The 25,630-nt window shown below is 43.2% G+C and carries 24 protein-coding genes; 14 read left to right on the forward strand and 10 right to left on the reverse strand.

All coding sequences use genetic code 11. The annotated features are described in order from the left end of the window. Positions 1–102: 102 nt before the first annotated feature. From accB to IEX80_RS26250, 7 genes are all read left to right on the forward strand, one after another. Positions 103–576, forward strand: a complete 474-nt coding sequence (gene accB / locus IEX80_RS26220) for an acetyl-CoA carboxylase biotin carboxyl carrier protein (protein WP_176628829.1) — start codon at positions 103–105, stop codon at positions 574–576. A 148-nt stretch (positions 577–724) separates the two neighbouring features. Further along, positions 725–2,059, forward strand: coding sequence for an acetyl-CoA carboxylase biotin carboxylase subunit (gene accC / locus IEX80_RS26225; protein ID WP_188834654.1), 1,335 nt, complete (start codon positions 725–727; stop codon positions 2,057–2,059). Between the two features lie 74 nt (positions 2,060–2,133). Continuing rightward, entirely contained in the window at positions 2,134–3,003 is an 870-nt protein-coding gene (tatC, locus tag IEX80_RS26230; protein WP_188834655.1) for a twin-arginine translocase subunit TatC, read from the forward strand. A gap of 171 nt (positions 3,004–3,174) precedes the next feature. Beyond that, positions 3,175–3,612 (forward strand): ribose 5-phosphate isomerase B, encoded by a 438-nt coding sequence (rpiB, locus tag IEX80_RS26235; protein ID WP_188834656.1) that lies wholly within the window; start codon positions 3,175–3,177, stop codon positions 3,610–3,612. Positions 3,613–3,740: 128 nt separating this feature from the next. After that, positions 3,741–5,309: a M28 family peptidase gene (locus IEX80_RS26240; protein WP_188834657.1), complete on the forward strand. Its 1,569-nt coding sequence runs from the start codon at positions 3,741–3,743 to the stop codon at positions 5,307–5,309. Between the two features lie 322 nt (positions 5,310–5,631). Then, on the forward strand, positions 5,632–7,020 hold the full coding sequence (locus IEX80_RS26245) for a LutB/LldF family L-lactate oxidation iron-sulfur protein (protein ID WP_112651740.1): 1,389 nt from the start codon (positions 5,632–5,634) through the stop codon (positions 7,018–7,020). Between the two features lie 4 nt (positions 7,021–7,024). Then, positions 7,025–7,543, forward strand: a complete 519-nt coding sequence (locus tag IEX80_RS26250) for a dihydrofolate reductase family protein (protein WP_188834658.1) — start codon at positions 7,025–7,027, stop codon at positions 7,541–7,543. A gap of 81 nt (positions 7,544–7,624) precedes the next feature. Here IEX80_RS26250 and IEX80_RS26255 read toward each other — a convergent pair whose 3' ends face one another. The 4 genes from IEX80_RS26255 to IEX80_RS26270 form a co-directional block, all read right to left on the reverse strand. Then, positions 7,625–8,185, reverse strand: coding sequence for a hypothetical protein (locus tag IEX80_RS26255; RefSeq protein ID WP_090534765.1), 561 nt, complete (start codon positions 8,183–8,185; stop codon positions 7,625–7,627). Positions 8,186–8,394: 209 nt separating this feature from the next. Next, positions 8,395–9,318: an ROK family protein gene (locus IEX80_RS26260; RefSeq protein ID WP_176628824.1), complete on the reverse strand. Its 924-nt coding sequence runs from the start codon at positions 9,316–9,318 to the stop codon at positions 8,395–8,397. A gap of 63 nt (positions 9,319–9,381) precedes the next feature. Then, positions 9,382–9,960 (reverse strand): gliding motility lipoprotein GldD, encoded by a 579-nt coding sequence (gene gldD / locus IEX80_RS26265; RefSeq protein ID WP_188834663.1) that lies wholly within the window; start codon positions 9,958–9,960, stop codon positions 9,382–9,384. Then, positions 9,957–10,763, reverse strand: coding sequence for a shikimate dehydrogenase family protein (locus IEX80_RS26270; protein ID WP_091173039.1), 807 nt, complete (start codon positions 10,761–10,763; stop codon positions 9,957–9,959). The genes gldD and IEX80_RS26270 overlap by 4 nt, the downstream gene beginning before the upstream one ends. A 361-nt stretch (positions 10,764–11,124) precedes the next feature. Between IEX80_RS26270 and IEX80_RS26275 the strand changes: the two genes are divergently transcribed. Next, the gene (locus IEX80_RS26275) at positions 11,125–13,839 is read left to right on the forward strand and encodes a hybrid sensor histidine kinase/response regulator transcription factor (RefSeq protein WP_188834659.1); all 2,715 of its coding nucleotides are present in this window, start codon (positions 11,125–11,127) and stop codon (positions 13,837–13,839) included. 640 nt (positions 13,840–14,479) lie between these two features. On the opposite strand, the gene pyk is transcribed toward IEX80_RS26275, so the two are convergent. Together pyk and IEX80_RS26285 are read right to left on the reverse strand one after the other, a co-directional pair. Next, complete coding sequence (pyk, locus tag IEX80_RS26280; protein WP_112651752.1) at positions 14,480–15,919, reverse strand: pyruvate kinase; 1,440 nt, start codon at positions 15,917–15,919, stop codon at positions 14,480–14,482. A 65-nt stretch (positions 15,920–15,984) separates the two neighbouring features. Next, entirely contained in the window at positions 15,985–16,410 is a 426-nt protein-coding gene (locus tag IEX80_RS26285; RefSeq protein WP_229701770.1) for an IPExxxVDY family protein, read from the reverse strand. A gap of 148 nt (positions 16,411–16,558) precedes the next feature. Between IEX80_RS26285 and IEX80_RS26290 the strand changes: the two genes are divergently transcribed. The 3 genes from IEX80_RS26290 to rnc are packed head-to-tail and all read left to right on the forward strand — an operon-like array spanning position 16,559 to position 18,804. Next, entirely contained in the window at positions 16,559–16,795 is a 237-nt protein-coding gene (locus tag IEX80_RS26290; RefSeq protein WP_031266521.1) for an acyl carrier protein, read from the forward strand. Between the two features lie 19 nt (positions 16,796–16,814). Further along, positions 16,815–18,068: a beta-ketoacyl-ACP synthase II gene (gene fabF / locus IEX80_RS26295; RefSeq protein WP_090534755.1), complete on the forward strand. Its 1,254-nt coding sequence runs from the start codon at positions 16,815–16,817 to the stop codon at positions 18,066–18,068. A gap of 10 nt (positions 18,069–18,078) precedes the next feature. After that, the gene (gene rnc / locus IEX80_RS26300) at positions 18,079–18,804 is read left to right on the forward strand and encodes a ribonuclease III (RefSeq protein ID WP_090534754.1); all 726 of its coding nucleotides are present in this window, start codon (positions 18,079–18,081) and stop codon (positions 18,802–18,804) included. Between the two features lie 18 nt (positions 18,805–18,822). On the opposite strand, the gene IEX80_RS26305 is transcribed toward rnc, so the two are convergent. Further along, complete coding sequence (locus IEX80_RS26305) at positions 18,823–19,632, reverse strand: hypothetical protein (RefSeq protein ID WP_090534752.1); 810 nt, start codon at positions 19,630–19,632, stop codon at positions 18,823–18,825. Between the two features lie 224 nt (positions 19,633–19,856). On the opposite strand from IEX80_RS26305, the gene IEX80_RS26310 reads away from it, so the two are divergent. The 3 genes from IEX80_RS26310 to nadD all read left to right on the forward strand — a co-directional run bounded on the left by IEX80_RS26310 (position 19,857) and on the right by nadD (position 22,075). Then, complete coding sequence (locus IEX80_RS26310) at positions 19,857–20,732, forward strand: YicC/YloC family endoribonuclease (protein WP_229701771.1); 876 nt, start codon at positions 19,857–19,859, stop codon at positions 20,730–20,732. 100 nt (positions 20,733–20,832) lie between these two features. Further along, positions 20,833–21,414 (forward strand): guanylate kinase, encoded by a 582-nt coding sequence (gmk, locus tag IEX80_RS26315; RefSeq protein WP_188834660.1) that lies wholly within the window; start codon positions 20,833–20,835, stop codon positions 21,412–21,414. Positions 21,415–21,502: 88 nt separating this feature from the next. Continuing rightward, positions 21,503–22,075: a nicotinate (nicotinamide) nucleotide adenylyltransferase gene (gene nadD, locus IEX80_RS26320; RefSeq protein WP_188834661.1), complete on the forward strand. Its 573-nt coding sequence runs from the start codon at positions 21,503–21,505 to the stop codon at positions 22,073–22,075. A gap of 71 nt (positions 22,076–22,146) precedes the next feature. On the opposite strand, the gene IEX80_RS26325 is transcribed toward nadD, so the two are convergent. The 3 genes from IEX80_RS26325 to IEX80_RS26335 form a co-directional block, all read right to left on the reverse strand. Beyond that, on the reverse strand, positions 22,147–22,608 hold the full coding sequence (locus IEX80_RS26325) for a MaoC family dehydratase (protein ID WP_090534746.1): 462 nt from the start codon (positions 22,606–22,608) through the stop codon (positions 22,147–22,149). Between the two features lie 63 nt (positions 22,609–22,671). Continuing rightward, positions 22,672–24,288 carry an ATP-dependent DNA ligase gene (locus IEX80_RS26330; protein WP_176628821.1) on the reverse strand — a complete coding sequence of 539 codons (1,617 nt, stop codon included), beginning with the start codon at positions 24,286–24,288 and terminating at the stop codon, positions 22,672–22,674. After that, the gene (locus IEX80_RS26335) at positions 24,285–25,382 is read right to left on the reverse strand and encodes a ligase-associated DNA damage response exonuclease (RefSeq protein WP_188834662.1); all 1,098 of its coding nucleotides are present in this window, start codon (positions 25,380–25,382) and stop codon (positions 24,285–24,287) included. The genes IEX80_RS26330 and IEX80_RS26335 overlap by 4 nt, the downstream gene beginning before the upstream one ends. Positions 25,383–25,630: the final 248 nt, after the last annotated feature.

Raw genomic sequence — 25,630 nt, forward strand, 5'->3', positions numbered from 1 at the left:
TAATTAATCAACACATAACTTGCATATCTGCGCATTTGCATATCTGCACATTTGACTATAACTTAGATATAAACTTTGTCCAAAACCAATTAATCCTTCAACATGGATATTAAACAAATTCAGGACCTTATTCGCTTTGTTTCCAAATCGGGCGTGAACGAAGTATCAATCGAGCAAAAAGATTTTAAGATCACCATAAAAACCAACGAGGTGCAACCTACAGTGGTTCATGCCACTATTCCGGCAGTTACGCAACCTGTTACACAGGCATTGCCATCTGCTCCGGCTCCTGCGCCTGTTGAGCCTGCTGCACCGGCTGCTCCGGATACATCGAAATACATTACCGTTAAATCACCTATGATCGGGACTTTTTACCGCTCATCAAGCCCGGATAAACCTATGTTTGTTAATGTTGGCGATGAGATCAAACCTGGTTCTGTAGTATGTATCATTGAAGCTATGAAACTGTTCAATGAAATTGAATCAGAAGTTTCGGGCCGCGTGGTAAAAATCCTTGTTGATAACGCCTCACCTGTTGAGTACGATCAACCCCTGTTTTTAGTAGAACCAGTTTAATTGATGCGCGTATGTGCAAATTACAGATGTGCAGATGATATTTAATTCGTTTGCACATTTATAATTTACATATTTGCCCTTCAATCATTCATTAATATTTTTCATCTGCATATTTGCACATCTGTAATTTGCATATTCAAGAAAAACAATGTTTAAAAAAATATTAATAGCTAACCGTGGCGAAATCGCCCTTCGTATTATCCGTACTTGTAAAGAAATGGGTATTAAAACGGTAGCTGTATATTCAACTGCAGATCGCGATAGTCTTCATGTTCGCTTTGCCGACGAGGCTGTTTGTATCGGCCCGCCGTCAAGCCGCGATTCTTATTTAAATATTCCTAACATCATTTCGGCTGCCGAACTAACCAATGCAGATGCGATCCATCCAGGTTACGGTTTCCTGTCTGAAAATGCTAAATTTTCGGCCATTTGCGCTGAGTATGGTATCAAATTTATCGGTGCTACTGCCGAGCAGATCAACCAGATGGGTGATAAAGCTTCGGCCAAAGATACCATGAAAAAAGCCGGTGTGCCTATTGTTCCCGGATCTGATGGTCTGCTTGCCGATGTAAAATCGGGTATTGCTATCGCCAATAAAATAGGTTACCCTGTTATATTAAAAGCAACTGCCGGCGGTGGTGGCCGTGGTATGCGTATTGTTTGGAAAGACGAAGAGTTTGAGAACGCCTGGGACTCGGCCCGTGCCGAATCAGGTGCAGCCTTTGGTAACGATGGCTTATACCTTGAAAAGTATGTTCAGGACCCGCGCCACATCGAAATTCAGGTTGTGGGCGATCAGTTTGGCAAAGTATGCCACCTTTCTGAACGTGACTGCTCTATCCAGCGCCGTCACCAGAAACTGGTTGAGGAATCACCTTCCCCTTTCATGACCGAAAAACTCCGTAAAAAGATGGGTGAGGCAGCTATTAAAGGCGCCAAAGCTGTTAAATATGAAGGTGCCGGCACTGTAGAGTTTTTGGTTGATAAAGACCGCAACTTCTACTTTATGGAGATGAACACCCGCATCCAGGTAGAACACCCGGTTACCGAAGAGGTGATCAACTTCGACCTGATCAAAGAGCAAATTAAAGTAGCTGCAGGAATCCCTATCTCTGGTAAAAACTACGAGCCAACAATGCATGCCATTGAATGCCGTATCAATGCCGAAGATCCGTTTAACGGTTTCCGTCCGTCACCGGGTAAAATAACCAACTTCCACTCTCCTGGTGGCCATGGTGTACGTATTGATACACACGTGTATACAGGCTATGTTATCCCGCCAAACTACGACTCGATGATTGCCAAGGTAATTTGCGTGGCCCAAACACGCGATGAGGCTTTGAGCACCATGGAGCGTGCGTTGAGCGAATTTGTGATAGAAGGCGTGAAAACTACAATTCCATTCCATTTAAAATTATTGAAGGATCCTAACTTCCGTGCTGGTAATTTTACCACCAAGTTTATGGATACATTTGAATTATAAAAATAAATTCAAACTATCTTCATACTATAAAACGTATTTAGCACTATAGCGTTGATACAGCGGTATATATTACAATGAGCGAGAACAAGATCATCAAGGCCATAAAGGATAAAGGTAAAACGTTAGAGGCAGAAATGTCGTTCTTTGATCACCTCGAAGCCTTGAGATGGCACCTCGTAAGAGCTTCGGTAGCAATTGTAATATTTACCGCTGTTGTTTTTTACTACTACGACTGGATCTTTGATACCATTATCATGGGGCCCAGCAAGTCAACCTTCTGGACTTACAGGATGCTTTGCAAAATTGGCGCCGCCCTGCACCGTGATGGTTTTTGTATTGACAAAGTAAACATCAAGCTCATTAATACCGAAATGGCGGGCCAGTTTACCCTGCAAATCAACTCGGCATTAATTATCGGTATCACATTGGGCGTCCCATATCTGATATGGGAAATCTGGCGGTTTATCAAGCCGGCCCTGCATGACGCCGAGCGTAAAGCCGCTACCGGCTTTGTGTTTTATGCCTGTGTGCTTTTCTTTTTAGGGATCACTTTTGGTTACTTCGTGATTACACCGATGTCTATTAATTTCCTGTCGAGTTATACGGTGAGTGCGGCTATCCAAAATTTATTTGATATCGATTCTTATATCTCGTCGGTAGCTACCCTTACCCTGGCTACAGGCGTTGTTTTCCAATTGCCTATCATCGTGTATATATTGGCCAACCTGGGTGTCATGACACCTAAGTTCATGAAAGAAACCCGCCGTTACGCTATTGTAGTGATCCTGATCATAGCCGCCGTGGTTACCCCTACTCCTGATATGCTTACGATGACCGTAGTTAGTATCCCGCTGTTTGTTTTGTACGAGGTTAGTATAGTTGTAGCAGGCCTTGTTGAAAAACGTAAGATCAAAAAGGAACTTGATTTCGAAAAAGGCGAATAGTAAAATCACTTTATTCTACAGTTAACAAGTAGTTTTTATTGGACTGTATCGAAAAAGTGGGATCTGCATATTTTTGACTGTAATAATCCCCTTTTTTGGTAAATACGCACTGGCCGGTTTATAACAAAAAACTTACCTTTAAAAAGCGATAAAACGTTATACTTTTGATAAATGAAGCAAGGACTAAAAATAGCTATCGGTTCGGACCACGCCGGGTATGATTACAAACAAATTTTAACAGCGGCACTGTCTTCTGTCGAAGTAAAAGATTTCGGCACCTATTCATCCGAATCGGTTGATTATCCTGATTTTGCACATCCCGTAGCCAATGCCGTTGAAAACGGTGAATGCGACCTGGGGATCTTGATTTGCGGCGCCGCCAATGGCGTCGCCATTACTGCCAACAAACACCAGGGCATTCGTGCAGCTATTTGCTGGAAAGAAGAAATAGCAGTGCTGGCCCGTAGCCATAACAACGCCAACATAGTTTGCGTACCTGCCCGCTTTGTTACCCCCGAAGAAGCGAAGGCTATAGTAACTACATTTTTAAATACTGAATTTGAAGGCGGCAGGCATGCTAACCGTGTAGAAAAGATAGCCTGCATGTAATTAGGTTAAAGGGAAAAGGCGAAAGGTTAAAGGTTTTTTATCTCTTCGTTTATTTTGCAAAATGCAGCTGCCTTTTGCCTTTCACCTTTGCCCTTTTAACCTCAGAAAAAGAACTATTAACTAAAAGAATGAATAAATTACCACTATTGCTCATCGCGCTGGCTTCGGCAACGACAGCCTGTGCCCAGCAGAATGCCACGGCAATGAAATATGCCGGGCTGATAACTGCTGAAGATGCGAAAAAGCACCTGAGCATCCTGGCTTCGGATGCCTTTGAAGGCCGGGAAACAGGTAAACCCGGCGCCGAAAAAGCCGCTAACTATATAGCCGGCGAGTTTAAAAAATTAGGGCTTCAGGCTCCTGTTAACGGATCGTACTTTTTTGATGTTCCTCTTACCGAAAATGCGTTAAAAGTAACAGCATTCACCGTTAACGGCAAATCATTTGAGTATGGTACCGATTTTTATTTAGGAGGTGCGTTCCCTGATAAAAGTACATCTGTAAGTGATATCGTTTTTGTTGGCTACGGTACCGATGCCGAAATAGGCAGCACTGATCTGGCGGGTAAAATTATACTTTGGATCAACGAAGATAAGCCCGAAGCAGGAGCAACACCAAATACCAGCTATCGCATGAGCAATGCGCGTATGAAGGTTGTAAAAAACTTACAAAGCAAAAATCCCGCTATCATATTAGCTGCTAACCCGGGTATTGCAGCTGCACTGGCCCGCTTTGGAAAAAGCGTAACAAGTCCGCGGTTAACTATTAAAGATGACGCAGCTAAACCGGCAAACACCAATGCCCCTGTATTTAACATCACGTCTGCATTAGCTGACGAACTGGTAAAACCAACCGGTAAAACTTATGCTGATCTTAAATCTGCTTCTGCAGCAGCAGTTACCCCTGCTACTGTTATAAAAGATAATGTAGTTATAAACTACGCAACTACTAAAAAAGATGTAAAAGCAGTTGACGTATTAGGTTACATGCCTGGTACCGACCTGAAAGATGAAGTATTGATCTTTTCAGCACACTATGACCATATCGGTTTAAACCCAGATGAAAAAGCAAAAGATAAAGTGAACAACGGCGCCGACGATGATGGCTCGGGTACTACCGGCATTTTGGAAATTGCCCGCGCTTTTGCTAAAGCTAAAAAAGACGGTCACGGCCCCCGTCGCAGCATCCTATTTTTAGGTAACGTTGGCGAAGAAAAAGGTTTATTGGGCTCAGAGTATTATTCAGACCATCCTGTATTTCCATTGGCTAACACCATTACCGATTTAAATATTGACATGATTGGTCGCGTTGGTGAAGAATACATCGGCAAACCCGATTCTGCAAATTATGTATACCCCATCGGCTCGGCCATGCTGAGCAAGGAACTGCATGAAATTGGTGAAAATGCCAATAACACTTACACCAAGTTAAAGCTTGATTACAAGTATGACGATCCAAATGATCCAAACAGGTTTTACTACCGCAGCGATCATTATAATTTTGCAAAACATGGCGTACCAATCATTTTCTACTTCAACGGTGTACACGCTGATTACCACCAGCCGGGCGACGAAGTAAGCAAGATCAATTTCCCGCTGCTGGCCAAACGTGCTCAACTGGTATTTTACACCGGATGGGAGCTTGCCAACCGCGATAAACGCCCTGTAGTGGATGCAGCGGCTGCCGGAGGGAAATAGTGAGTGGTTGATGGGGAGAGTGGTTCTCTCATCAAAATAAAACACAAAAGGCGCACAATATGCGCCTTTTGTGTTTTATAAATAACTGCCGCGGGTTTAGCGCAGCGTAACCCATGGGTTGTATCGGTTAAGTTTTCAACTTAACCACTGAAGCTGAAAGCTTCAATTATTTAGAACCACGGGTTACGCTGCGCTAAACCCGCGGCAATGAGAAGCTTTTAAAACCTTCTAACATGTTATCTGTTCAAAAACAACCACTCACATAGTCAACTTAATCAACCACTCACCAAAAAAATAAAACAAAAATCCTACTTTCGCATATATGGGAGCAACCGCTGAAGAATTTTTGGTAAAATCGGAGGAGAAGGCTTTTGATGCCGATCACCGTCGCATCATCAACTTCAATATTGACCGGTACAATACAGCGGTATCACGGGGCCTTTCGCGCATTATCAATTTAGATAATGCCAAAAAGAAAGGTCATGTGCTTAAATGGAAGGTGATGGAAAACCTGGATAAGTTCCTACCCGAATTTGAGGCCAATTTTCAGAAACGAGGCGGCAAGGTGATTTGGGCTAACGACGTAGAAGAGGCCCAGCGTGAGATCCTGAACATCATCAAAAAAGCCAACGCCAAAACTGTGGTGAAATCCAAATCGATGGTTACGGAAGAAATTCACCTGAACGAGTTTTTAGAGAGCAATCAAATAGAATCGCTTGAAACCGACCTGGGTGAATATATAGTGCAGCTGCTGGGCCAAAAGCCATATCATATTGTTACCCCGGCTATGCACCTCAGCAAGGAGGATATCGCGAAACTTTTCCACGAAAAATTTGGCACCCCCATTGATGCCACGCCCGAACAAATTACCCTGAAAGCCCGTGAGTTGCTTCGTGAAAAATATGTACAGGCCGATGTAGGTATCACCGGTGCTAATTTCTTATTAGCAGATACCGGCAGCATCGCCATCAGCGAAAATGAAGGCAACGCGCGCCTTTGTACTACATTCCCTAAAATCCATATTGCCATTGTGGGGATCGAGAAGATCATCCCTTCCATTACCGATCTGGACTTGTTTTGGCCAATGCTATCTACTCATGGCACCGGGCAAAATCTTACCGTTTACAATACTATATTAAGTGGTCCGCGCCGGCCGGATGAAACCGACGGACCTGAGGAAATGTACGTAGTACTGCTGGATAATGGCCGCACCAATCTGCTGGCAAAAAAAGACCAGCGCCAGGGCCTTTACTGCATCCGTTGCGGGGCTTGCCTTAACGGTTGCCCCATTTATAAAAACATTGGAGGCCACACTTATGCCACCACTTACAGTGGCCCGATAGGCTCTATTATTACTCCGCATACCCAGGGGATGGAAAATTTTAAACACCTGAGCTATGCTTCAAGCCTGTGCGGTAAATGTACCGAGGTTTGCCCGGTTAAGATCGACATCCATAAAATGTTGCTCCTCAACCGCCGCGATGCGGTGAACGAAAACCTGGTTACCAATAAAGAACGCTGGGGCTGGGCTATCTGGAAAAAAGGAATGCTTAAACGCAAACTCACCGATTTTTTTGGTGGAGGCATGAAAAACTTCCTGCTTAAAACCTTCTTTAAACGTACCTGGGGCCATTTACGCGAGATGCCGCATGTAGCTGATAAATCATTTAGCAAGCAATGGCAGGAAATGAACAACACACCCGAAGAATAATGCTATGCGTAAAATAATTTTAAACGTAGCTGTTAGTCTCGACAGCTATATTGAGGGCCCTAATGGGGAGTACGACTGGTGCTTTGACGACCAGGATTATGGCCTTACCGACTTTTTTAAAGCCTGTGATGCCATCTTCATCGGGCGCAAAAGTTATGAGCTGATCATGCGTACCGATCCAAAAATGTTTGCCGCCATGAAAATTTATGTGTTTTCAGATACACTTCATGATCCGCAAGCTGATAATGTTGAAATACTGAGGTCTGCTGATTTTAAAAACAGGGTCGAAGAAATCAGGAGCCAGGAAGGACGCGATATCTGGTTGTTTGGCGGGGCAGAACTTGTTGAAGCGTTTATCAAAAACAATCTAATCTCCGAATTATTACTATCCGTACACCCGGTAATTTTAGGTAGTGGAAAACCCCTTTTTACAAATATAAAAGAACGCATTAACCTGGTATTGCTTGGTGCCGAGCAATTTTCAAGCGGACTTATTCAACTCAGGTATATCATCAAACCGTAGTTCAATTTGGAATTGCTTAATGGCATTGTAATTCGAAAGCTTATAGTTAAACGCCATATGCCCGCTCTGCGCTTAGGTACCCTATCCTACTTCAATAACCACAAAATCCTTTTGCATCCGTTTCACCTGCTCGGCCATGCGTTTAATAAACAGGTAATTTGCCGTACCGCCAATAACCGCGCCTACAACCGGAACCAGGCGTTCGGCAGTGCGGGTACCTAATATCATGAGCATCCTTTCGGCAATGCCCTCCATCATGGATTTGGTGATAGCCACGCCGGCTTCCACCCTTACCGATGTTGCTACTAACGACATAAAATCGTCGAACCCATTATCATACGTGCCCCGGTAATAATACATAATGCCCATAATAGCCCTAAACTGCTGGGTGATCAAATTGATGAAATCAAATGGGATCCCCGCTACGAGGGTAAACATCCCCCCGCTGCCTGCCATAGCCCCCGAACCTGCTGCAAGACAAGCGCACTGGTTAATAAAACCTTCGAGGCCGAGTTTATCAACGCCGTTTTTTATTTTAAGCTGATCGATACCTTCAAATATCTTCCTAAACCCCATATGGGCAAGGCTTTCGGTATGCAACCGGATATCATTACCTATTTTATTGAATTTGATGAGTTTCATTGTTTATTAATTAATGGCAGTTATTAAGCCGCTGTGTTATTAACAACAGATCCATCTGCGTGTTTGTAAATTTGGCGGAAACAGAACAATAAGTTTTAAGGAATAGCTAAACCATATTTCCATCCTGGTCGGGATGGTTACTATAGAGGCAAGCTTATTCAGGTGGAATGATTTTCTGAAATTGTGAGAAACTGACCTTGAAGGGTTAATTAACCTATATGCCTCCTCAGGTTTTCAATTGCCCCAACGGGCACTGCCAATTCGCCTAATTCGGCTATTACTACCCCTGGCCCGGGCAAAAACAGGATCATGGTATTAGCCCGGATGGCGTTTTGTACCCGAACGCGCAAAGGCTCACCCAATAAGGATAAGCCTCCGCCTAACACTATAATATCCGGATGAAAGAGATGAACAGCATGTGATAGGCCGAAGCCCAGGTCGGCAGCGGTATCATTCAATATTTTCAGTGCATCTGCATCTCCCTGTTCCAAAGCAGTTAGTAACATTTTGGCCTCGCCTCCATTTACATCCGCACAAAGTTGGGCCAGTTTACCATCAGGCTTTTGAGCGATTACTGTACGGATCTTTTTGTCAACCGCCCAGCCCGAGCAGCTATCTTCGAGCGTAAGGCCTTCGCGGTTAAGGCGGATGTGCCCTATCTCAGCTTCTCCAGGTTTGGTCCCGTGATAAATTTGGCCGTTAATGACCATTCCGGCACCTGCACCACTGCCAAGAGTTACATAAAATACATGTTCATAGTTACGCCCGGCCCCTTTTAATGCCTCGCCAAGGGCCGCTGCATTAGCATCATTCTCCAAAATAACCGGTACATTAACCTGCTGCTTCAACCAGCCCGAAATGTTAAATCCGTCCCACCCGCTTAACTGGTGCGACTTAGCAATACAGCCCGCCTGCCGGTCAACCGGTCCGCCAAAACCGATGCTTATACCTTTAATGATATACTCTTTTGAAATATTGGTGATGGTTTGGGCAATATGCTCCCTGATCCCTGCGGCAGCCAACACTCTGTCTACCGCAAAACGAAATGTCCTGTTGATAACAAAACTATCATCGGCCAAAACTATTTGCAGTTTGGTTCCGCCTATTTCAATACCTATATAGCAATTTTGCATGGTTAAAATATCCAGCTCTTAAAGTCTTGCTTCTATTATCTTGTTGTCTTGCTTCTAACTTCTCTACTTCCACTTAAAACTTTTAATCATCACCGCCATGTCCTGCTTTATAAAACTAAGCACAGGTTGTATGGAGTCGAGCCGGGGTTCGGTGTTAAAATATAGCGCTCCCCGTATATAATTATGCACACTATCCGTAAGGAAAAACTGCGCTGATGAAGCGGCATTGCCGTCTATAGTATAGTAAATGCCATAAACCTTTTTATCAGCATAATGGATAATGCCTTCGTCAATGGATGTGGCTTTTACGGTATGCTTAAAGGCGAAGGTGCGGGCATCCTCCACCAGTTGGTTAAACTCTTTTTTTGAGGTGATGGGCTGATAGCTTAAATGCAGCGTGGCATTAAACCGCGGGAACTGCATGTTTATCCAGCAAGGTTTGGCACCCCGCTTTTTATCTGGTTCAATAAAGGCGTACCTGGGATATGTAAAAGCATACGGACAACCGGCAGCATAATCCTGGTATTCTTTTTTAGGGAACGCAATGTGATAGTAGCCGCGGGGCTTGGGCGCGTAATCATGATTGCCGCTGCATGCGGACAAAAACAATAGCACTGCTGCCAGTAAACTTACATACTTCATGGATGTTTCTCCTTTGAGTTCCAGATCTCCCATGATTTTTCGGCCTGTAAAACCAGCATTTCGTAACCATTTTTGGTAACAGCACCGCGCTCGCGGCCGTGTTTTAAAAACAGGGTTTCTTCGGGATTATAGATCAGGTCGTACAAAATATGATTTTCGCCAATAAAATCATAAGGTATAGGCGGGCATTCATCAATATTAGGATGGGTACCCAAAGGAGTTGTATTGATGATAAGTTTGTGCTGTAAGATATGGTGTGGCTGAAGATCTTTAAACAGAATATTATCCGCATGGTGTGTTGGCTTGCGGGTAACAACTTTATAGGTGATACCTAAATTTTCCAGTACACATTTTACTGCTTTTGCAGCACCTCCATCGCCCAAAACCAGGGCGTCATCATTGCCATCGCCAATTAAAGGCTTTAATGATTCCTCAAACCCATAAATATCGGTATTATAGCCTTCCAGTCTGAAATCATGGTCTTTAACCCCTATCTCGCCCGAAAATGCGGCTTCAATCGGGCTTTCGGCAGTCACCCTGATACAGTTTACGGCGCCGGCTGTACGGGCGTCATGCTCTATCCAATCTAAAAAAGGCAGCACGTTTATTTTATGAGGAATGGTTACATTAAGACCGCAAATATCCGGATGCTCATCAAGCAGGTCCTGCAGGTCCTTGATATGCTCAATAGGGTAAAGATCATAGCGTGCATCTGTAATCCCTTCGTTTTTGAATTTTTCGGTAAAAAACTTTTTTGAAAATGAATGAGAAAGCGGAAAACCAATTAGCCCGTAGTGTTTCATGGTCAATTTTATAACGATATCAGCTGCTAAAGTAATCAATTATAGCTTAAGCTGGCATAGCTTTAATGGTGTAATATTAACAGCAAAATTGGCAGTTTTAACTATTGATTTAAAACGGGTAAGCTGAAAAAACCTTGAATAAAAATTGTTTATAAGGAGATTTATTTCAAATTAGGGTAATTCCGGCCGCTGATAAAATTGTAATTTGGGCTTCAATATCATGGTCCCTATTACAATTTACCCTATTCATCTTTTCCGAAGGATCATCCCTTTTTGTGTTATCATTTTATGCAGCTTTGCTGCACTGGCTCAAAGTCAATCCCGGCCCGCTAAAGAACCTGTATTAAAAATGCTCCGCAGCATGAAAAGTCCGGATTCGGCAGCTGTGCTTACAAAAAAGCTGATCGATTCGGCCAGGAAAAACAACAATAAACCATTTGAAGCGCGGGTATTGCTGGCCCGGGCTTACCAGGCTTATGGCATAGGTAATGAACATGATGCTTTAACGTTTGGCCGTGAAGCTACCAAATTGACAACCCCGGCCGATTCACTTACTTATGAAAAAGCACCAATAACGGTAGCCTACATGCTCAGTCGCGAGGCCAAAACGGTTGAAGCCTTAAATGTTGCCTTTAAAATACTAAAAGAGTGCGATAATCGGGGATGGAAAAGCTTGAGTATAGACTGTCGAGCTTGTATTGCCGATATTTATCGATCTATAGGTAACCCTAAACAAGCCCTGCCTTATGCTGAGCAAGCTTCAAAAGATGCATTGATCATAAAAGATACAGCTTCTTATATTTTTGCGCTGAGTAACCTATCCAACATCCTTTCCGAACGGAGTATATCGTCGCCGGGTAACCTGGTAAAAGCTACCCTGCTAATGGAACAGGTACTTGATAAAAAGTATGCTCATTTTCTTTCAGATTTTAGCATAGCACGTTACCAGGGCAATCTGGGCCGGCTTTACCTCATGACCAACCAGGATAAAAAGGCAGAGGAGATCCTGATGAAATCACTGGAATTATCCCGCAAAGGCGATTTCAAAACGCTCGAAAAGCATAACCTTAATGAACTTATGACCATGTATGTTGATCATAAGGAGTTTAAAAAGGCCGCACGATTCGGTGAAATGGCCGTTAGCCTCCAACCCGAATCACAAAGTAACATCACCGTACAAAAAAACATCTATAATCATTTAACCGATGCATATGAAGGTATTGGTGATTATAAAAACGCTTTTAAGTATAGTTATCTGTACCGGCGGCTTAATGACAGCATCAACCAGCTCGATAAAGCAAGGGATGCTTCCGAACTGGATAAAAAATACCAGGCCGATAAACGATTATTAATCGCCGCCGGTGAAACTAAGCTGGTGGAGGTACAACGGAATTTTTTAATTGTGCTTGCGCTGTTTATAATAATGGCCTCCATTATCAGTTATCGTTGGTTTATTCTTAAAAAGAAAAGAGAGACGGCCTTACTGGCCGAAGAACATAGTCAGCTGGAAAAAATGGATGCTATGAAAACACGCTTTTTTGCAAACATAAGTCATGAATTACGCACTCCATTAACGCTCATCATGGGGCCGGCGGTTCAGCTCCTGGCTTTTACTAATTATGAAGATGAACAGCGTAACATGCTGCATTCGATATTACGCAATAGCAAAAAGCTACTCAATATGACCAACGAATTGCTTGATCTTGGCAAGTTGGAAGCAGGGAAATTAGCATTACAACCCAAGCCCGTTGCATTATTATCATTTGTGAAGATACTATACCAGGGTTTTGTATCGGCCGCTGAATATAAACAAATCGATTACAGATTGCTCAACTCTATTGATCCGGCGCTTTTTGTTTTGCTCGATCAGGAAAAGTTTGAAAAAATAGCCAATAACCTCATCAGTAATGCCATTAAGTTTACGCCTTATGCAGGTACTATAACCATTACTGCTGATATAAGGCAGGAAATGATTGAGTTTGGAGTAGCCAATACCGGTGTGGGGATTCATCCGGATGATCTGCCCAATATTTTTGACCGTTATTACCAGGGCAGGGGTAATAACGCGCTCTTAGAAGGCGGCACAGGCATAGGCCTTGCTATAGCGCGTGAACTTACAGAACTGATGGGCGGGCATATTGCGGTTGATAATAATTGGGGAAAGGGTGTGTTTTTTAAGATAGTTATCCCGCTTAAGGCAACTGAAAAGCCGGCAACTGAAATGTCCGGAACAGAAGCCGTAATTGTTTCGAATAGTAAAACCGTGGGGAAAGACACTAACGGGGAACTTATTATGCTGGTTGAAGACCATCATGAAATGGCTGCTTATATTGCAGATATTTTACGGCCACAATATCGACTCATCACTGCCGGCAATGGCCGCGCAGCACTGCAAAAACTGCAGGATATGCCGGTAATGCCCAGCCTGATCATATCAGATGTGATGATGCCCGAAATGGATGGCTTTACCCTGCTTGAAACCCTGAAGCAAAGCCCGGCTTACTGCAACATCCCAGTGATCATGCTCACCGCATTGGCCAATACACGGCATAAGCTTAAAGCGCTTCACATTGGTGTTGATGATTATCTCACCAAACCATTTCTAAGCAGCGAATTGCTTGCACGCACTGTTAATCTTATTAATAACGCCGCCGCCCGCTCCGGGGCTACCATTCCTGATGATGATGAGCTGATTACAGGAACCAATGGTCAGCAGATTGAACAACCGGCAGAAAATCCGGGCTTGAAACTTTCGCCTGCCGATTTATCCTGGCTTGAGGAATTGGAAGCCCAGGTACGAAAACATACCGGCAAAACCGATCTTACCCTTGCCGCACTGAGCTATGAACTGGCAATCAGTGAGCGGCAATTGTTTCGCCGCATAAAATCAATTACCGGACTTACGCCTAATAAATACATCCGCGCCATTAAATTACAAATAGCACGTGAAGCTATCGAAAGCGGGAAGTACCGCACCATTGCCGAAATATCATATGCCGCGGGGTTTGATACACCTGCATACTTTGGCAAATTGTTTAAGGAACATTATGGCCGCGACGTTAACGAGCTACTTTAAACAATCCGGCCGGCTATCATTGTCTTTTTAATTTTCAGAAATGTTTAACTGACAGGAGGCTTTTTTTAAGCAAATGGCGGTTTTATAAAGCTAAATGGCAGTTTTATTATATCGCTTTTAGGCAGCTTTGTGAGATACAATCACCCCCTAATATAATGACCGTGACTTTTAATGAGGATAACCTCCGTACCCTTAACAGCCAAACCGATACAATACCAACTATCGGCAAAGCGCCTGATGCAATATGCCCGAGATGCAAAAACAAATTTTGCGATCGGATAAAAAGAGGTGCTATTGTTAAACTGTTGCTTCCCCGGCTTGCAGTAAAACGCTATCGCTGCAGCAGGTGCTCAAACAGGTTTTATAAACGCGGATAAATTTATTTAAGCATCTACCTTTTATTTTTTAGGATAGCAAGAGAAATCAGCCTTTCAACTTAAACCTGAATTATGCCTGATTTTAATTGTGCTTTGCCGGTTTACCCTCGGGTAGCCGGCATTGTTTTTTATGAAGGGACCTCATCTTATATCCCATAGGGCGGAACTCGCTATTCCATTGATACCTGCATATACCGCCAACAAAAAAGCCCGCCAGTTATCCCGGCGAGCCTTCTTCATTAAAAGTAAGATTTTAAATAACCTTATTCCACAACGCTTAATTTAAGCGTATTGGTTTTACCCTGTTTAATTATAGGGGTAGAAGCAGTGTTAACAACTACGTCGCCCGTTTTAATCAGACCTTCGGCTTTAAGAGTGTCATTAACATCAGCAATGGTTTGATCTGTGCTTTCCAGCTGATCATAATAATACGCCCTCACACCCCAAACAAGACTAAGTGCATTCAATAGCTGCTTGTTTGATGTAAAGATATATGTACTGGCTTTAGGCCTGTGGCTTGATATTTCAAATGCAGTATAACCTGAAGTAGTCATGGAAACGATACCTACCGCATTGCTTTGCTCAGCAATATGTACGGCAGATTCGCAAAGTGCATTGATCAGGAAATCCGGAGAAGAAGGGTCTTTAACTGTCGCTTGCTTTGGGGCGTTAAACGGATAGCCTAATTCTTCAACATTGCGTACAATTTTGGCCATAGTTTCAATAACAATAACCGGGAACTCACCAACTGATGTTTCGCCGCTTAACATAACCGCATCGGCACCATCAAGTACAGAGTTGGCAACGTCATTCACTTCGGCACGGGTAGGGCGAGGTGTGGTGATCATTGATTCCAGCATCTGGGTAGCTACGATAACCGGTTTTGAAGCAGCGCGGCATTTACGGGCAATCATTTTTTGCAGTAACGGTACTTCTTCAAGCGGCATTTCAACACCAAGATCACCACGGGCAACCATTACACCATCTGTAGCAGCAATAATGGCATCAATATTTTCAATAGCTTCCGGCTTTTCAACTTTGGCAATTACCTTAGCCGCCGAACCGTTGCGTGCTATAATACGTTTCAGGTCAATGATATCCTCACCTGTGCGAACAAAAGAAAGACCGATCCATTCAACATCCTGTTTAAGGGCAAATTCAAGGTTGATCAAATCTTCTTCTGTTAAGCTTGGGATAGACACTTTGGTGTTAGGCAGGTTAACCCCCTTGCGTGACGTTAAGATACCGCCGTGAACAACCTCACATATAACTGTATCAATTTTGTTGGTTTCAATAACCCTTAACTGCAGTTTGCCGTCATCAAGCAAAATAATTTCGTTTGCCTGCACGTCCTGTGGGAAGGTATCATAAGTAATATAGATCTGCTCATCGTTACCAATGCACTCGTGAGTGGTAATTTTAATGTGCGTTCCGTTAACTAAATGAATACCGCCGTCCTTTACCAGTCCGATGCGGATCTTTGGGCCCTGTAAATCGGCCAGGATACCTACGTTGGTTTTGTATTGCTCGTTAATTTCACGGATAAGATCGATCACTACCTTATGATCTTCAGGCTTACCGTGCGAAAAATTAAGACGGCAAACGTTGACACCTGCCTTGATCATCGCTAATAAAACATCCTTTTTAGCTGATGCCGGCCCCATGGTGGCAACAATTTTTGTACGATTATAGTATAGTTCCATATTATTCGGGTTAAAACTGGAGGGTATTTAATGATTGTAAAACCAACATCTTTTTAAATTCGGCGCTAAAATAAAAGATTTTCCCGTGATTTTATTTTTTTTGGGTCAATCTTTACAGCTGCAACTATCTCTGGTATTTTATTAAGCGATGAAATGATCGTATCAAGCTCATTATCATCTATATAGTTACGGATCATTAAAAAATAGTCGGCACTTTTTATTTCAGGCACCAGGTAGCCATCTGAACCTTTATTGCCTATAAAGAAGAAGTCTGTTTCGGTGGTTTCCCAGCTGTAACGGTATAATGAAAACAAAACAGGTTCGCTCCCGGGGTAAATATCTACTTCCAGGTCATCGGTTTTTACGAAATTAAAATTCAAGTACTTGTTTATAAGAAAACAAACCCGGTAATCTTTAAGTGAGCTTGTTACTGCAATGAGCACAAAATCAAAATCGATCTCAAACTTTAAAAATTTCCTGTTCAAAATCATTACTTTTACGCCGTCAAAATTACTAATACAAACCGTTTCAATAAAATTTTGTTTAGAGATTTATATTGTAAAAGTTTTAGATTTGTTTATTGACAGAATTTATTTTTCTTTGCACTGAATTTTTATTAATCATTAAACTATAAAGACTATGTCTGATATCGCTTCAAGAGTAAAAGCTATTATCGTAGAAAAACTGGGTGTTGACGAAAGTGAAGTTACGCCAGAAGCGAGTTTCACCAACGATCTTGGTGCCGACTCGTTAGACACCGTGGAATTAATCATGGAGTTTGAAAAAGAATTTAACGTGGCTATTCCTGACGATCAGGCTGAAACTATTGGTACTGTTGGCCAGGCAGTTGCTTACCTTGAAAAAAACGTTAAATAAAACTCCTTAACTGGATTAAATGGAGTTTAAAAGAGTTGTAGTAACCGGGCTTGGAGCACTTACTCCTATTGGTAACACTGTTTCAGATTATTGGAACGGACTGATCAATGGAGTAAGTGGCGCTGCCTTGATCAAAAGTTTTGATACCGAAAAATTCAAAACTAAGTTCGCGTGCGAAGTAAAAGACTTTGACGCAGATGGTTTTTTGGGCCGTAAAGACGCCCGCAAATTGGATCCTTTTGTACAATACGCCTTATTTTCAACCGAAGAAGCCGTAAAAGACGCAGGATTAGATTTTTCAAAACTGGATACCAGCCGTATTGGCGTTATCTGGGGCTCGGGTATTGGAGGTTTAAAAACTTTCCTCGACGAGGTGACGGCCTTTGCCAAAGGTGATGGCTCTCCGCGTTTTAACCCGTTCTTCATCCCTAAAATGATTGCTGATATAGCCCCCGGCCATATATCTATTAAATATGGTTTGCGCGGCCCCAACTTCACTACTGTTTCGGCATGTGCTTCATCAAATAATTCCCTGATAGACTCATTTAACTACATCCGTTTGGGTAAAGCTAACATGTTCATCAGCGGTGGTTCTGAAGCCATTATCAACGAAGCCGGCATAGGTGGTTTTAACGCCATGCACGCATTATCAACCCGAAACGATGATCCGGCAACGGCATCACGTCCGTTTGATCTGGATAGGGATGGTTTTGTGGCCGGTGAAGGAGCAGGTACTATTATTTTAGAGGAGTTAGAGCATGCAAAAGCCCGCGGCGCTAAAATATACGCCGAAATGGTGGGTGGCGGCATGAGCGCCGATGCCTATCACATGACAGCACCTCATCCCGATGGCTTAGGTGCCGCATTTGTAATGCGCGCAGCCCTCGAAGATGCTAACCTTAGCCCTGCCGATATTGATTATGTGAACGTTCACGGCACATCAACCCCAATCGGTGATCCGCAGGAAATTAAAGCAATACAGGATGTGTTTGGCGATGATATTTACCGTATCAACATTAGCTCAACCAAATCAATGACAGGCCATTTACTTGGTGCTGCCGGCGCGGTTGAAGCTATTGCATCGATACTGGCATTAAAAAATGGTATCATCCCTCCAACCATTAATCACTTTACTGATGATCCGGCTTTTGATCCTAAGATCAATTTCACTTTCAATACCGCTCAAAAACGCGATATTAATATAGTGCAAAGCAATGGATTTGGTTTTGGCGGACACAACGCTTCTGTAATATTTAAAAAGTACGAAGATTAATTGTGGTTTGATGCCTATAAGTCGGTTCTACAAGCTTTATATATCACCCAACAGAAAGTATGTTAAAATTTTAAAGAATTTGCTCGGTTTTGTGCCGGGCAATTTGTCTTTATACCGCATGGCTTTCCGTCATAAATCGGTAGCCCAAAACATCAAGAAGGGGGTAAAAAACAGTAACGAACGCCTGGAGTTTTTGGGCGATGCCGTACTGGGCAGTGTTGTTGCTGAAGTACTTTTTAAATTATACCCTTATGAAGATGAGGGTTTTTTGACCGAATTACGCTCAAAAATAGTAAGCCGGGTAAACCTTAACGCACTCGGAAAAAAACTTGGCTTTGATAAATTGATTGAGTATGACAACCGTATGCTTAACTCGAGCAGGCAGGGGTCATTGCTTGGCGATGCATTTGAAGCCCTGATTGGCGCAGTTTATCTGGATAAAGGCTATGACTTTACCAAAAATTTCCTGATCAATCATATCATAAAACCTCATATTGATATTCATACGCTTGAGCAAACGGAAACTAACTTCAAAAGCAAGCTTATTGAATGGTGCCAGCGACATGGCCGCGATATTATTTTTGAACTGGTAACCAATCAGGATGGCGAAAGCACCAAGCTTTTCACTGTACAGGCCAATATAGATGGTGAAGTAATGGGCTCGGGCAAAGAGTTCAGTAAAAAGAACGCCGAAAAGCTTGCCGCCGAAAAAGCATGCGAAGCATTGGGCATCTGATTCAAAGTATTTTAACGATTAAAGCGGCAGTTTCTTTTCCTTTTTAAGTTCTACCGGCCCTTCACCCAATTTAACAGTTGAATCGGGCACGATGAATGTTGGACTGTTTAGCTTTTCGAGCTTTTCTTTATCACTGCTATTTTTATAATATTCATATGCCCGTATGGTGTGCTTTATCAGGTCATAATCAGTCCAGGCTTTAATATCTTTGTAGGTAGGCGTATAATAATTCATGAATTTACGGGCAAGGCTATCGGTAGCCAGACCGGTATATTGTTTCACAAATGGGATGTTGTAATGTTTGTGAATTTCGGCCTGCTCCAATTCGCTTTGGGCGTTTTGAGCAAAGCGACGTGCGCGATTGGGGGTTGTGCCCAAAAGCTCATAAAGACCGGTTACCGGGTTACTTAAAAAAGATAACGCCGGCGGCTTGCCATTATAATAAGTTCCCTGTTTCTTATAATCGTTCAATACCTGGTTTATTTCCTGCCGTTTGGTTTGGCCAACAACTTTTACCTCGTCAAGTTTTATAATGGGCTGCATGTAAACGGGCATGTCGCTATTGTTCAGTACCACTACTTTTTGAGGGGTATAGTCATCGCGGGAAAAAAGCAGGGTATCGCCAACACGGGTCTTTATGCTAAACCAGCCAACATCATCACTAAGTATCAATGTTTTGGTATTCAGATCTTTAACAAAAACCTGTCCTACACGCTCATTAGTCACCTTTTTTGAGATAACCCCTTTTACCGTAAACTCCTGGGCCGAAACATGAACGGTTATAAGGCATAGAACGCCTGTTACAAGCAGGTATAAATAGTTACGCATCAGTGATAATTGAACGTAAATATAGGAAGTGTATTTTATTTGAAATGTGAAAAAGTGTTAAAGCGCTTCGCTTTGGTGGTTGGAGGTTAGAGAATGGAGGTTAGTTTTACTTTTTTTTAATGATAAATTCTCTCTATTGAATTTATTTCAAATCCGAAATTTAACAGTGACCTAACCTCTAATCTCCGATCTCTAACCTCTAACTAAATTTGCTATCTTTGCGCATGATAAAATCCATGACAGGGTATGGAATTGCCAGTTTTGATTCGGGCAGTACAAAATACACCGTAGAGGTTAAATCCCTGAACAGCAAATTTTTAGAATTATCACTTCGTTTGCCGAAGATTTTTGCCGAAAAAGAGTTTCAGCTGCGTAATGACTGCAGCAAACTTATCGAACGCGGTAAAGTTAATTTATCTATCAATACCGAGCAGGTAAGTCAATCAGTAAAAGCGGCAGGCATTGATAAAGATCTGCTCAAACATTATTACAACCAGCTAAAATCAGTAAGCGAAGAGCTCGGCGAGCCAACCGGCAACCTGCTTCAGCTGGCATTGGGCTTACCCGAAGTTGTTAAATACGAAGAAGATACCATATCCGAAGATGAGTGGAAAGCCGTTGAAAAAACTTTTCAGCAGGCGATGGCCGCTTTCCAGGACTTCAGGGCTCAGGAAGGTAATGTTATTGAACAGGAAATCAAAGGTCGTATCAATACCATATTAAAAAACCTGGAGCTTGTTGAACTGGAAGATCCAAAACGTGTTCCTTTGATTAGGGAGCGACTTAATACATTCTTAGCAGAAGCCGCAAGCCGCGAAGCTATAGATCAAAACCGGTTTGAACAGGAACTGATCTATTATATTGATAAGCTTGATATTACCGAAGAAAAGGTAAGGCTAAAAGCGCATTGCGAATACTTTATCGAAACATTAAAAAACGCCGATGCAAACGGCAAAAAGCTGGGCTTCATTTCGCAAGAGATTGGCCGCGAGATCAATACATTAGGATCAAAAGCCAATGATGCCAACATCCAGAAACTGGTAGTAGGCATGAAAGAAGAGCTTGAAAAAATTAAAGAACAACTGTTAAACGTATTATAGTATAGTCATTGAGTCATCTTGTCATTAAGTCATTGATTGCTTTGCCGGCGGTTTTTGAAAAATGACACAATGACTTAATGACTTAATGACGCATTGATCAATGTCCAAAGAAGGTAAACTCATCATATTTTCGGCTCCGTCGGGTGCTGGTAAAACCACAATAGTACATCATTTGCTGGGAAAAATTCCTGATCTTGAATTTTCTATTTCGGCCACCACGCGTGAGCGCCGCGGCGATGAGGTGCATGAAAAAGATTACTACTTTATAAGCAAAGAAGAGTTTTTGCACCGCATAGCCAAAAAGCAATTTGTTGAATTTGAGGAGGTTTATACCGGTACTTTTTATGGCACGCTCCGTACTGAAATTGAGCGCATCTGGGCAAAAGGCAAAACAGTAATATTTGATATTGACGTTGAGGGTGGCCTTCACCTTAAACGCAAATACGGTCCCCAGGCTTTGGCTATATTTGTACAACCGCCATCGCTTGAGGTTTTAATTGAAAGGTTGACCGGCCGTGGCACAGATAGCGAAGAAAAACTGAAAGAACGCTTTGCTAAAGCAGAAAAAGAGCTTAAATACGCTCCGCAATTTGATATTATACTCAAAAATTACGATCTTGAAACTGCTTGCGCAGAGGCTGAGGAATTGGTGAGTAACTTTATTAGCCCCCCGGCCCCCTAAAGGGGGAGTGCAAAAAACTCATTTTGTACACCGGGAGCATTTAATCTACAAAACTTTTAATTTCCCCTTTAGGGGTTAGGGGCACAACATGAAGATAGGCTTACTGTTTGGTTCATTTAATCCTATACATATAGGGCATTTGATTATTGCCAATTATATGGCAAACCATACCTCGCTTGATAAGGTGTGGCTGGTTGTATCGCCCCAGAATCCGTTAAAAAAGTATGGCGATCTGATCAACACTTATGACAGATTGGAGATGGCCCGCCTGGCTACTGATAATGCAACCAATATTAGTGTGAGCGATGTTGAGCTGAAGTTGCCCCAGCCATCGTATACCATTGATACCCTTACTCATTTAAAGGAAAAATATCCCGAGCATGAGTTTGCCCTCATCATGGGTTCGGATAACCTTGGCTCCCTGCATAAGTGGAAAAACTATAAGCTTATCCTGCGCGATTACCGCATTTACGTGTACCCGCGCCCCGGGTATGAAAACGCCGAACTGGCCGATCATCCTTCGGTTACCATCACCATGACGCCGCTTATGGAACTTTCGGCTACGTTTATCCGCAAATCAATAGCCGAAAAAAAGAACGTGCAGTTTTTTGTACCAGATCCGGTATTGAAATTTATTGAGAGCAAAAGCTTGTACAGGTAACTCTGTAAATCTAAATCGCCCGTCATCGCTTCGTACCTCACAGCAATAACGGGCGATTATTAAGTGTGGGTTTACCCAATAAAATGATATAAAAACACTACTTCGCCGGTGAAAGCCGGTTTGCGTTGGTCTTTTATTTCAAGTTCGATGGCCATGGTGGATTTCGTTGTGCCACGAAGGTTAAGCAAGCTGGTCAGCTTTACCTTTAACCGTACTTCATTATCAACCAGCACCGGTTGTGCAAAACGAAGGTTTTCGATACCGTAATTAATTTCCATTTTCAGGTTTTCGATCTTTACGATCTCTTTCCATAGGTGAGGGATAAGTGAAAGTGTAAGGTAGCCATGTGCAATGGTTGACTTAAATGGGCTTTCAGTTTTTGCCCTTTCCGGGTCGGTATGGATCCATTGATGATCGAGGGTTGCATCGGCAAATTTGTTGATCTGCTCCTGCGTAATGGTGTGCCATGATGATACGCCAAGGTCGTTGCCAACCTGCTGTTCAAACTCCTGAAAACTGCTGATTACAATCATATTGAGTTATTGATAGTTAGGTTTTTTTAATATTGAAGCCGCAAAGGTATTAAATTATAGTGTTTATTCGCCTAGTAATGCCTTTAAGCTTTCCAGTGTATCAGCTTCTTCTTTGGGCTTATCATGCCGCCACCTCAGGATCCGCGGGAAACGCAATGCTATACCCGATTTATGCCTGGTTGATTTATTGATGCCCTCAAAACCTATCTCAAACACCAGCTCGGGCTTTACGGTACGTACGGGGCCGAATTTTTCGATGGTATTGCGTTTTACAAAATAGTCTACCTTATTGATCTCCGCATCGGTAAGCCCCGAATAAGCCTTGGCAAAAGGTACCAGCTTGTCGCCATCCCAAACGGCGAAAGTGTAATCGGTGTATAGGTCGGCCCGGCGGCCATGACCTTTTTGTGCGTAAATCATTACAGCATCAACCGATAACGGATCGATCTTCCATTTCCACCAATCGCCCCGGCGGCGGCCTACCTGGTAGGCCGCGCTTTTGCGTTTCAGCATGATCCCCTCGGCTATCATAGCGCGCGACTGTTCCCTGATACTTCCAAGCTGCTCCCAGCTTTCAAACTGAATCAGCGATGAAATACGGAACACTTCGGAATACCGTGTCTCTGTTTGTAACTGTTCCAAAATTTCCCGTCTTTCAGTTTGGGATTTATAGCGGATATCTTCGCCTTTATGTTCCAGGCAATCATAAGCAATAACGGCTACCGGGCTTTCTTCCAGAATTTTTTTGCTGAGATTTTTTCTGCCGATACGCGTTTGCAGCACGTTAAACGGCATAGGCAAGCCATTTTGGAAACTGAGGATCTCACCGTCAATCACCGTACCATCGGGCAGGGCATTTAAAAAGAGATGCAGCTCAGGAAACTTTTCAGTAGCCAAATCTTCTCCACGGCTCCAGATAAAAATCTCGCCGCCGCGCTTTATCATTTGCGCACGGATCCCATCCCACTTCCACTCAGCCTGCCAATCGAATGCATCACCGAGGGCGATCCCTACTTCAGCGGGAGTTTTTTGTTTTTCGGACGTTTCCTGGATAGGATAAGCCAGGAAAAAAGGATAAGGCCGGGAGATATTAGCTTCGGCATCCTGCTCTGCCATCAATTGCGAAAACTGATAAGTTTCGGGCAGCCAGCTCCCCATAATGCGATGGGTAAGTACTGCGGGTTCGAGTCCGGAAATATCCGCCAGCGCCTTGATTACCAAATTTTGTGATACGCCAACCCTGAAACTGCCGGTTAGCAGTTTATTAAACACAAAGCGTTCCTGGCTATCCAGCATGGCCCATGAATCCATCAGCCATTCTTTTTTTTGCTCTTCAGTTTTATCGTTAAGGGCATTAATCTCGGCTATCCATTCGGTAAGCGTTTTGCTGCTGCTTGCGTCACTTTGAGGCATAAGTAGCGCCATAGTTTCGGCGAGGTCACCTACTACATGATAGCTTTCCTCAAAAAGCCAGGCCGGGATGTGTGATGCCTCGATAGCCCAGTTACGTACCAAGGTTGAGTTGATCTGCCGTTTTGGCCGGCGACCGGTAAACAAAGCAAGCATGTGCATTTTATCGGTATCGGGCACCGTGTTAAAATAGTCTTTTAATACTTTAACCTTTTCGTTGGTTTTATTGGTTTCGTCAAGCGAAAGAAAGAGTTGGGCGAAGGCTTTCATGAATCGGCCCCTCCAACCTCACCTAAATCCTCTCCAAAGGAGAGGACTTCCTTTTCTGGTTCTCCGGCGCTTGGAGCCTCCCCTTCGGGGAGGTTGGAGGGGTCTTCTTCGCCTCCATACAAAGTATGCACCTCCCGGGCATTAAAACCAATCTCATTTAAATATCTCGAAAACGTGGCTGTGTATCCATGGGTAAGGTAAACGCATTCACACCCCGTAGCATCAATAGCACTAATAAGGCCATCCCAATCGGCATGGTCAGAAAGCACAAAACCCCTGTCGGCAGCGCGGCGGCGTTTGGCGCCACGGATGGCCATCCAGCCAGAGCAATAACCAAAACTATAAGGCTGAAACTTCCGCATCCAGGGCGTACCTACTGATGAGGGCGGCGCTATGATGATGCCTTTGCGCACCTCTTCTTTTGAACTTTCGGGGGTTATCCGCTCAGTTGGGTTTAACAATACGCCATTACGGCGCAAGGCTTCGTTGGTATTTTCGATAACACCATGAGTGTAAACTATGCCATTAAACAAATCGAGGTTTTGCAAGATTCGTTGTGCTTTACCTAAGGAGTAACCTACAATTACTGTTGCCAGTCCGTTATCGAGATTATGACGCCACCAGCTATTGATCTCATTGAAAGTTTGTACCTGCGGCTTCCATTGGTAAACCGGCATCCCAAAAGTACACTCTGAAATAAAGTGATGGCATTTAACCGGCTCAAACGGAGTAGAAATCCCATCATCTTCTACCTTGTAATCGCCGGATACTACCCAAACCTCGCTTTTGTATTCAACCCGGATCTGCGCTGAGCCGATCACGTGGCCTGCCGGGAAGAGAGACACAGTAACACCATTCTTGTGTACTATTTCACCATACTCAACCGTTTGCAGGTTGATTTCGCCTAAACGGTACAACAAAACCTCGCGCGAAAGATGATGGGCAAGGTAATGTTTATGCCCCCAATAAGCATGATCAGCATGGGCGTGGGTTATTACAGCATCATCAACCGGCTTCCATGGATCGATATAAAATTTGCCCTGCGCGCAGTAAATCCCTCTATCTGTAAATTCAAGCAGCGGTTTTTTAGCCATGTTATATAAACTACTGATAAGCAAATTGGTTTGCCCCCCGGCCCCCTAAAGGGGGAGCATCCCAAAAACAAAAAAAATGTCATTTCGATAGAGCAAGGGCAGACTTGAGCACCGGGGCGAGTGAGAAATCTCCTATGATGAAAATCTGCTACAGAAAGGCAAAAAGTCCTAAAAAGCGTGGTAATAGATTATATAAAGTTATAATATATAAATGACTAAGCAAACCGTGACCATGTTTTCTTAATTTT

Source organism: Mucilaginibacter rubeus (genome assembly GCF_014643835.1).
Lineage (GTDB): Bacteria > Bacteroidota > Bacteroidia > Sphingobacteriales > Sphingobacteriaceae > Mucilaginibacter > Mucilaginibacter rubeus.